Source organism: Collinsella aerofaciens, from assembly GCF_015560135.1.
GTDB lineage: Bacteria > Actinomycetota > Coriobacteriia > Coriobacteriales > Coriobacteriaceae > Collinsella > Collinsella aerofaciens_AN.
This window is the reverse complement of the sequence record NZ_JADMRH010000012.1, coordinates 16,456-25,951: the sequence shown is the minus strand read 5'-3', so window position 1 is coordinate 25,951 and position 9,496 is coordinate 16,456. Positions and strand designations below refer to the sequence as shown.

Sequence of the window (9,496 nt, the reverse complement as noted above, 5' to 3'; positions counted from 1 at the left end):
CTGAGGGGACCGTCAAGCCCGCGCCCGCGGCGACCGCCGGCGACGGCAGCGTCGAGCTGTCGTGGGGCCGCGTGCCCGGGGCGAATCAATATGTAGTTTCGTGTTCGAACGGTAAGTCGTATAGATTGAAATCCCATCAAACTAGCGTTGAAATCAAGGGTTTGAAAAACGGTGAAGAATATACGTTCTATGTTAGGGCAAAGATTTACGACCGTTTGACCGCTCTTGAGGATACTGACTACATCACCTGTATGCCGTACTCTCTTATTTCTCCTAAGGTTAGCGTTTCTGCTGTTGGCGATGGGACGGTGGACCTTAAGTGGAATCCAGTTGCCGGTGCATTACGATATGCGATTGCATATAAAACAAATAAAGGATACAAGACTGTCACCTATGACTGTCTTAATACTGAATTCACCATTAATGGACTTACCAATGGTCAGAAGTATTCATTTATTGTTCAAGCTAATATTGATGGCCGCTGGTCTCCTTTTGGGAGCAAGGACCTTGTTACCGCTATTCCCGAAGATCCTAATGCTCCGAAGCCTCATTTAGAGAAAGCTACGGCGACCTCCTGCGTTCTTTCGTGGAATCAGATTCCTGGAGCAGAGAGGTACGCGGTTGCTCTTAAGACTGGAAATAGCTACAAGACGTATTCTCTTGATGTCAAAGAGCCCTCGTATCTGGTTTCTGGCTTGAATCCCGGTAGTACTTATCGTTTCCTTGTGCAAGCATTTGTAAATGGAAGATGGAGCTCTTCCTCGGACGCATATTTATGTGAAGCCGTTCTTGAGGACGTTCGTTCCCCTCAAAATGTTAAGGCCACTTGTCCTGGCGATGGAAAAATACAGCTTACTTGGAACTTTGTTCCCAATGCAACGCGATACGCGATTGCAGAGTATAAGAATGGCTCATATGTAACGTTCACGACTAATTGTTTGAGCACTAGCTATACGGTTTCCGACCTTACGAATGGACGCAATCACAGGTTTCTTGTGCAATCTTACGTAGATGGAGCCTGGTCTGCTTACGGTGATGCGCTGCTTGTGGACGCAGTTCCACATGGTGTAATTACTCCTCGTGTAACTGGTAAAGCTGGGGATCTTTGTGCAAATCTATCTTGGAGTAAGGTGTCGGGCGCCACGCGTTATGCTATCGCGGTAAAGACGAATAGTGGCTATAAAACTTATACATACAACTGCACTGGCAATTCGTATAGAGTTGAAGGACTAAACGGTGGACAGACCTATCAGTTTGTCGTTCAGGCTTATCTCGATGGCGTATGGTCGCCTTTTGATGAAGGCGACCTGGTTAGTGTAAAGCCGACGGGCACGAATGACACTGTATTTGGCATTCCGCGCCTAACCGTTGTTAATTGGCTGACGAGCCATCAATACAATGGCTATTATCTTGGTACTCGATATTCAAGTGGCTTTTCATATCAGACTTGCTTGTACCCTAACGGCGCTCCAGGGCCCGGGGGCTACACCGGTATGAACTGCACTGGTTTTGTTGCCCATGTATTTAGATCTCTTGGCGTAAACGTTGATGCAGTCGCAGCCAACAACAACCATACTCCGTGGGGTGCGGGGCCCGGCGGCGGCGGCTATATCAATGCGTGGCGCTGGTATGGTTATGCAATTGACTCTGGCTGTAAGGTTTATCACTTCAACACAGTTGCCGATATGTTGAATAGCGGATTGGCTAAGAAGGGCGATGTGATTTTCTTTAAAACAGATGGTTCTATCGATTGCCATATTGGATTTTTCTGGGGAGATAACTCCCATGACAATAAGATGTGGCACCAAATTTTGCCTGGCAACCTGATTGGCCCTTGTTTTAATAACGCTAATAAAAGTGAGGTTCGTCAGCAGTGTGTGCTCATCAAATAGGCCCGGCGTTCGTTTGATGATTGCCTTCACTATGATTTGACGGTTCGCTTAATCGAATGCATCATGAGTAGGTTATTAAACTCAATCTAAGGCTAGTTATGGATTTCTCAGTTGTAATTCCAGTTTATGGTTGTAAAGAGGCGCTGCCCGAACTGCATAAGCGAATCGTTGATGTTTTTGAAAAGATGGAGGCGTCTTTCGAGCTCGTTCTTGTTGACGACCACGATCCATATGATTCGTGGTCTGTTGTGCAGTCGATATGCGACGCTGATGAACGTGTGTATGGAATCAAGCTTGCTCGTAATTTTGGCCAAATTCGTGCAATCACTGCGGGTCTTGACTGTTGCCATGGTGATTGGGTTGTCGTAATGGATTGCGACCTTCAGGATAGGCCGGAGGCCATTCCCCAGCTCTATAATAAAGCTCTGGAGGGCTTCGATGTCGTCTTTGCAAAAAGGGTAGAGCGAAAAGATAGCGCTTTGACCATGGCGTTGTCTCGAGCTTTTTATAAAGTGTATGAGTATTTTACTGACGGTAGTTATGATCCTTCACTTTGCAACTTCAGTATTGCTCGTCGCGCGGTAATTTCTCAGTATTGTTCAATGCGTGAACATAACCGTGGATACACGATGTTTATTAAGTGGCTTGGGTTTAGACAAACTGCGATAGAGATAGTTGGCGATGAACGCTTTGCAGGTGAGTCTTCCTATAGTTTTAGGAAAAAGCTAAATATGGCGTTTGAGCTTATTACCGCCCAGTCTAATAAGCCTTTGAAATTTGCGGTTAACGTTGGCTTTGCAATGTCCTTCGTTGCCTTGCTCGTTCTAATTGCAGCGATAGTTCAGAAAATCTGTGTTCCGGGAATTCAAGTTGGATGGACTAGCCTTCTTTGTTCCATCTTTTTTATGGGTGGGCTCATTTTGTCTGCAATTGGAATCGTTGGACTGTACGTCGGCAATATTTTTACTGAGGTTAAAAATAGACCTCTGTATGTGATTGAAAAAGAGTGCAATGGAAAGGATGAGTAAGCTATGGTAATTGTTATTGGAGCAACCAGTTTTATCGGTATGTATACCGTTGACGAGCTTGTCAAATCAGGCAAACAAGTTATTGCTACCGGTAGGAATGAACGACTTCGTCCTTTCCTTGAAGACATGGGTGCCGAGTTTATTAGTCTCGATATTACTAAGCCTGAAGATTTTTCAAAACTCCCTGCTGATAACGTCGAGGGCGTAATTCTTCTAGCTGGTTTGCTTCCTGCCAATGCAACTGCTGATTTGGTTAACGAAGAGAATGCCATCGATTACGTTAGAGTGAACACTATGGGCACAGTGAACGTGCTCGAGTATTGCAGGACGAATGGTATCAAGAAGATAATTTCCGCCACTACCTATGGTGATGTCTCTGGGGCATGGAGAAAGGACTATGCCATTACTGAGGATGAGCCCAGGAATTTCTCCTTTACTGGTGACCACGCTGTCTATACCATCACGAAGAATGCTGCCAACGATTTGATTGAGTATTATTCGCAGCAACATGGTCTTCAGGGGGCAGTGTTCCGTTTTCCTCCGGTTTACGGCGTTGGGCCTCATGGCACAATCTTAGTTGATGGTAAGCCGTACAAGTCTGCTATCCAAGTCTGGATCGAAAAGGCCGCGTCCGGACAGAACCTTGAGATATGGGGAGACCCTCATATCTCAAGAGACATTATCTATGTGAAGGATGTTGCTCGGGCATATCGAATGGCTTTGGAAAGCGATTCAACGCATGGGCTTTATAACATGACTAGCGGGGTTCCTTTGGAGCTTGAAGATCAGGCTCGTGCAGTTATCGAGGTATTTGGCGACAGCTCTAAATCGAAAATCGTTTACAGGCCGGAGCTCAAGAACAACACCCCTTCATTTTTGTTCGATATGAGTAAGGCTGAGCGTGATTTCGGCTTTGTTCCAGCTTATAGAGACTATTATTCGATGATGCTCGATTATAAGGCTGAGATGGAAAGCGGCCGCTGGAATGATTTCGAAAAGAACTCTTCGGCCAATTGGGAGAAGTAAAGATGTCGAAAAAGCTCGCTATTATCGGTGCGTCTGATTTTCAAAATCCATTGATTCTTAAGGCCAAACAACTTGGCTTCGAAACGCATGTTTTCGCATGGGAATGCGGCGATATTGGCGAGCGCACTGCTGACTATTTCTATCCTATTAGTATTACCGAAATCGATCAAATTGCTGAGAAGTGTAGCTCTATCGGTATTGACGGTATTTGTTCTATCGGTACGGATCTCGGCAACATTACTGTTTCTAAGGTTGCCGACAAACTCGGTCTGTGTGCCAATTCAGTTGACTGCATCGACGTATCCACAAATAAGCACTTAATGCGTGAAGCCTTTTTCAAAAATGGAGACCCTTCCCCTAAAAGCTACCAGGTGACCGACCTTACAGATATTGATGGTTTAGATCTCACTTATCCAATAATCGTAAAGCCTGTTGACAGGTCTGGTAGTCGTTGCATCACTAAGCTTCAGTCTTCAGAAGGACTTGAGGATGCCGTCCGCGCTGCAATCAATGTTTCCTTTTCTAAGGCATGTGTCGTTGAAGAGTTTTTTACTGGCATTGAATTTAGTGTTGAATTTGTTTCTTGGAAAGGCGAGCATCACTTTCTTGCACTGACGAGGAAATACACAACTGGAGCTCCGCATTTCATTGAAACTGGTCACTTACAGCCTGCACCCGTTTCAGATTCTTTACGTTCCAAAATCATTGAAGTTGTTTCTCACGCCCTAGATTCTTTGGGAGTTGAATTTGGCGCTTCTCATTCAGAGATTTTGGTTAATGAGAATGAGGATATTCGTATTGTCGAAATTGGTAGCCGCATGGGTGGCGACTGTATCGGCAGCGATCTCGTGGAACTCTCAACGGGAGTTGATTTCTTGGGTGCAGTAATTTCTGTTGCTACTGGGTGTGAGCCCGACCTGAGTGTCTCTGAGCATCCTGAATGCGCCATGATTCGATTTATTTTTGATGGCGAAGACTTAGCGATGTTTCGACAAGCAGAATGCGATAGGAATGTGAGGGTCGAGCGAAGTTCTGTGGACAATGACATGGAGCATGAAATTGTCGATAGCGGCAGCAGATACGGCTTCTATATCCTGACTTCAGATTCGATTGATAATTTGGAAAAGTACTTGCCGAAGCGAGGCGTATAGAAATTGAAAAATGGACGCGTTTTCTTAGCGCTTCATCTGCTATTGGTTTTGTATTCCTGTAGCGGTATCTTAAGTAAGTTTGCGGCAGGCTATCCTTTTCTATCTTTCGGTTTTTGTGTCTGCTATGCCGGAATTATCATGCTGCTTGGCATTTATGCTATTTGCTGGCAACAAATTATTAAACGACTGCCATTAACGACAGCCTATGCCAATCGCGCCGTTACAGTTGTATGGGGCATGGTATGGGGTGTAATTGTCTTTAAGGAGCAGCTTGGCTTTCTTCAGGTTGCCGGAGGCATTATTGTATTAATTGGCGTGGCTTTGTTTGCCTCTTCAGATTCCGATGCTGCTTAGGAGGGAAGTGCTGTGGATTTTCGATATGCCTTGCTCCTTCTCCTCGGTGTTTTTATTAGTGCAATATCTCAAGTAATGCTAAAGAAGGCTGCTCTTAAGACGTATGACAGCAGGGTTCGAGAGTATCTGAACCCTCTAGTGATTTGCGCTTACTTCCTTTTCGTTTGTACGACCTTTCTTTCGATTTTTGCTTATAAAGGGATTCCCCTTTCCATGGGTCCGTTGTTGGAAGCCACCAGCTACATATATGTGACAATATTCGGTATTACGATTTTTCATGAGAAAATGTCTCGGCGGAAGTGGATTTCACTGCTTCTTATTTTGCTTGGTATCGGACTATATTCATTTGGAGCTGCTATATGATCAATTTTAATCTCCCGCCTTATGTGGGCACGGAAATGGAATATGTTCGAGAGGCCTGCGCTGTCAATCGTAAGATTTGTGGTGATGGTCCTTTTACCAAAAAATGTAGCGAATGGCTCGAGAACCGTTTTAATTCCAATAAGATCCTGCTAACGACTAGCGGCACGAGCGCGCTTGAGCTTGCAGCAATCTTATGCGACCTACATCCTGGTGATGAGGTGATTCTGCCTAGCTTCACTTTCTCTTCTACTGCTACGGCTTTTCAAATGGTCGGCGCCACTTTGGTGTTTGTTGACGTGTGCCCTGACACAATGAATATTGATCCCGATGCCATTGAGAGGGCGATAACTGATAAAACCAAGGTTGTCGTTCCTGTGCATTATGCTGGCGTTGCATGTGATATGGATCGAATCATGGACATCGCTACGCGCAACAACTTGTTGGTCGTTGAAGATGCGGCACAGGGTGTTTTGAGTTCTTATAAGGGTAAGGCTCTCGGCACTATTGGTCATTTTGGTTGCTATAGCTTTCATGAAACTAAGAACTATTCGATGGGCGAAGGTGGCGCGCTTTCTATTAACGACTCGCGTTACTGTGATCGTGCTGAAATTATTCGCGAAAAAGGGACTAATCGTCAGCGCTTTTTTAGGGGTCAAGTAGACAAGTACACTTGGGTTGATCGTGGGTCGAGCTACCTGCCTTCTGACATGAATGCGGCCTATCTTTGGGCGCAGCTGGAGCATGCTGATGAAATTAATGAGAACCGACTCTCAACTTGGCATTTTTATCAGGAGTCTTTAAAGCCGCTTGCAGATGCCGGCAAGATTGAGCTTCCCTATATTCCTGAAGGCTGCGAACATAACGCTCATATGTTTTACATCAAGTGTAAAGATCTGAAGGAACGCGGTGATTTTATCTCTTACCTTAAGGATCATGGTGTCCAAGCTGTTTTCCATTACATTCCTTTGCATGATGCGCCTGCAGGAAAGATGTTTGGTCGTTTTGACGGGGAAGACAGGTTTACTACCTCTGAAAGCAATAGGCTTGTCAGGTTGCCTATGTACTATGGTCTAAGCGATGCCGATAGGCATCATGTTGCTGACGCTGTTCTTTCTTTTTACGCCTCTCGATAGATATTAAAAGGCGGCTTCTGGCCGCCTTTTTCTTTTAAGGACTGTATATGCAAAAGAGTATCCAGCGCTATTTGTTGACCGCAATCTTTGCTATGTCACTTCTTTCTCTTTTTCTTGGTCATCCTGTTAACGCTTTTGCCGATAGCTCAGATGTAGATAACCTTTCGTTTATTTATATCGAGAAGAGTCACGTTGACCTCGGAGATGCGCAAAGAGTTGCTTTGGGCTTTGACGGGACGCCGTCGGATGAGCCTGTGGCACTGTATTGTGCAAATACTGCGTCTGAAGCCCTTATCCGATTCGATGTCACTTCCAGTGCTGACAACACATATCTTTTCTCTTCGAGTGTTTCTGCCGCTGGCGTTTATTCCTTGCTTAAGGTGGAGTATGCCTCTGGAGCAACACGTATTTTTCCTGATGATATTTCTGATCAGATGTTTAGCGTCGGCGAAGTGTCTGCACCGTATCGGCTGCGGTCTGATGGTGACTCTGATGACCAGCTTGAGTCCGTGTTTACAGACGACACGGGCGCTTCGTTTGATTCGTTGGAATCCGCTGTTGATGTCATTTCGGAAAATTCAGCACGGGCACGCAATTGGGTCTTTGTTTTAGACGCAGGTCATGGCGGTTGGGATTCCGGCGCCGTCGGCAATGGTCTTCGCGAGAAGGATCTTACACTACAAATCGCGCGTTATTGCCGCGATGAACTCCAGAAATATGCTGGTGTTCGAGTTATTATGACGCGTGATTCCGACGCTTCCGTCACTGGGGTTGCCAACACTACAAACGAGCTCATTGCTCGGGCGCAAATCGCGAGAGACAACAATGCCACTTTGTTCATGAGTTTTCACATCAACTCAGGCGGTGGTACCGGAGCGGAAATATGGATTCCGAGGCAAGCTAGTTGGTATTCTTCATTTAATGAACTTGGCGAGTCTCTGGGTCAAGACGTTTTGAATAGACTTGCATCTGTTGGTCTCGTTAACCGTGGCACAAAAAATGATTATTACGATTTAAATGGTACGCAGCTTTATTATCCTGACGGCAGCAACGCCGATAGTCTTTCTGTTATAAGAAATTGTCGCCAATATGGCATTCCTGCAGTTTTGGTTGAACATGGTTTCATCGACAATCGTAATGATGCCGGACTTTTGGCCAATAAATCATACCTTAAAAAAATGGGTCAGGCAGATGCCCTGGCCATTGCTAATCAGTTCGGCCTTTCGAAGGTAGCTAAACCTGATCCGGTGGTATCCGAGATGCGCGACGGTAAAATCAAGTTAAGCTGGGATTCGATCCCCAATGCATCTAAGTATGCCATCGCTTTGTGCAAGAGCGATGGCAGCTTCAATACCTACACGTATGATTGCACAGGAACTTCCTATGAAATCGATGGGCTTGAAAACGGAAAGACATATACATTTCTTGTTCAAGCGTATGCCAACGGTGATTGGAATACCTATACGTCTGATGATTATTTAACTTGTAAATTGATTCCTTCCCCCGAGGCTCATGCCGAGGCGACCGGCGACGGGGAGGTCACCGTCTCCTGGAAGGCGGTCGCCGGCGCCGAGCGCTACGCCGTCGCCGAGAAGACGGCCGACGGCTCCTACAGGACCTACACGCTCGACGAGAAGGGCACCTCCTTCAAGGTCTCCGACCTCGCCAACGGCGTGACCCACCGCTTCCTGGTCCAGGCCCGGGTCGACGGGTCCTGGTCCTCGACCGCCGACGGCTACCTGTGCTCCGCCGCGCCGTCGGGCACCGTCAGGCCCAAGGTCTCCGCGAAGGCCGGCGACAGGTCGGTCGAGCTCTCCTGGGGCCACGTGCCCGGGGCGACCCGCTACGCGGTCGCCGTCCGCCAGGGGTCCGGCTACAAGACCTACACGCTCGACTGCGCCAAGGAGTCCTACACCGTGAAGGGCCTCTCGAACGGCACGTCCTACAGCTTCCTGGTCCAGGCCTGGAACGGATCGTCCTGGTCGACCTTCTCCGACGCCGACCTCGTGGCGTGCCGCCCGTCGGACCCCAGAGCCCCCGAGGCTCATGCCGAGGCGACCGGCGACGGGGAGGTCACCGTCTCCTGGAAGGCGGTCGCCGGCGCCGAGCGCTACGCCGTCGCCGAGAAGACGGCCGACGGCTCCTACAGGACCTACACGCTCGACGAGAAGGGCACCTCCTTCAAGGTCTCCGACCTCGCCAACGGCGTGACCCACCGCTTCCTGGTCCAGGCCCGGGTCGACGGGTCCTGGTCCTCGACCGCCGACGGCTACCTGTGCTCCGCCGCGCCGTCGGGCACCGTCAGGCCCAAGGTCTCCGCGAAGGCCGGCGACAGGTCGGTCGAGCTCTCCTGGGGCCACGTGCCCGGGGCGACCCGCTACGCGGTCGCCGTCCGCCAGGGGTCCGGCTACAAGACCTACACGCTCGACTGCGCCAAGGAGTCCTACACCGTGAAGGGCCTCTCGAACGGCACGTCCTACAGCTTCCTGGTCCAGGCCTGGAACGGATCGTCCTGGTCGACCTTCTCCGACGCCGACCTCGTGGCGTGC

The 9,496-nt window shown here is 48.2% G+C and carries 8 protein-coding genes; all 8 read left to right on the top strand.

From position 1 onward, the window contains the following. The coding region (locus tag I2H19_RS06350) for a fibronectin type III domain-containing protein (protein ID WP_229089812.1) at nucleotides 1–1,892 on the top strand (1,892 nt) is incomplete at its 5' end. 98 nt (nucleotides 1,893–1,990) lie between these two features. Next, nucleotides 1,991–2,920, top strand: coding sequence for a glycosyltransferase family 2 protein (locus tag I2H19_RS06345; RefSeq protein WP_117583720.1), 930 nt, complete (start codon nucleotides 1,991–1,993; stop codon nucleotides 2,918–2,920). Nucleotides 2,921–2,923: 3 nt separating this feature from the next. Further along, on the top strand, nucleotides 2,924–3,946 hold the full coding sequence (locus tag I2H19_RS06340) for an NAD-dependent epimerase/dehydratase family protein (RefSeq protein WP_117583719.1): 1,023 nt from the start codon (nucleotides 2,924–2,926) through the stop codon (nucleotides 3,944–3,946). Between the two features lie 2 nt (nucleotides 3,947–3,948). Further along, nucleotides 3,949–5,097 carry an ATP-grasp domain-containing protein gene (locus I2H19_RS06335; protein WP_195622041.1) on the top strand — a complete coding sequence of 383 codons (1,149 nt, stop codon included), beginning with the start codon at nucleotides 3,949–3,951 and terminating at the stop codon, nucleotides 5,095–5,097. A 3-nt stretch (nucleotides 5,098–5,100) separates the two neighbouring features. Next, complete coding sequence (locus I2H19_RS06330; protein WP_117583717.1) at nucleotides 5,101–5,451, top strand: EamA family transporter; 351 nt, start codon at nucleotides 5,101–5,103, stop codon at nucleotides 5,449–5,451. A 75-nt stretch (nucleotides 5,452–5,526) separates the two neighbouring features. After that, nucleotides 5,527–5,814, top strand: a complete 288-nt coding sequence (locus I2H19_RS06325; RefSeq protein ID WP_117583794.1) for an EamA family transporter — start codon at nucleotides 5,527–5,529, stop codon at nucleotides 5,812–5,814. Further along, nucleotides 5,811–6,947 (top strand): dTDP-4-amino-4,6-dideoxygalactose transaminase, encoded by a 1,137-nt coding sequence (gene rffA, locus I2H19_RS06320; protein ID WP_195622039.1) that lies wholly within the window; start codon nucleotides 5,811–5,813, stop codon nucleotides 6,945–6,947. Before I2H19_RS06325 ends, rffA begins: the two co-directional genes overlap by 4 nt. A 47-nt stretch (nucleotides 6,948–6,994) precedes the next feature. Beyond that, on the top strand, nucleotides 6,995–9,496 hold a 2,502-nt coding region (locus I2H19_RS06315), incomplete at its 3' end, for an N-acetylmuramoyl-L-alanine amidase (protein WP_195622037.1).

What these genes read in the sequence shown, in the direction of transcription:
- rffA (WP_195622039.1), top strand. Translation starts at nt 5,811, where the DNA reads ATGATCAATTTTAATCTCCCGCCTTATGTGGGCACGGAAATGGAATAT.
- I2H19_RS06345 (WP_117583720.1), top strand. Translation starts at nt 1,991, where the DNA reads ATGGATTTCTCAGTTGTAATTCCAGTTTATGGTTGTAAAGAGGCGCTG.
- I2H19_RS06335 (WP_195622041.1), top strand. Translation starts at nt 3,949, where the DNA reads ATGTCGAAAAAGCTCGCTATTATCGGTGCGTCTGATTTTCAAAATCCA.
- I2H19_RS06340 (WP_117583719.1), top strand. Translation starts at nt 2,924, where the DNA reads ATGGTAATTGTTATTGGAGCAACCAGTTTTATCGGTATGTATACCGTT.
- I2H19_RS06325 (WP_117583794.1), top strand. Translation starts at nt 5,527, where the DNA reads ATGCTAAAGAAGGCTGCTCTTAAGACGTATGACAGCAGGGTTCGAGAG.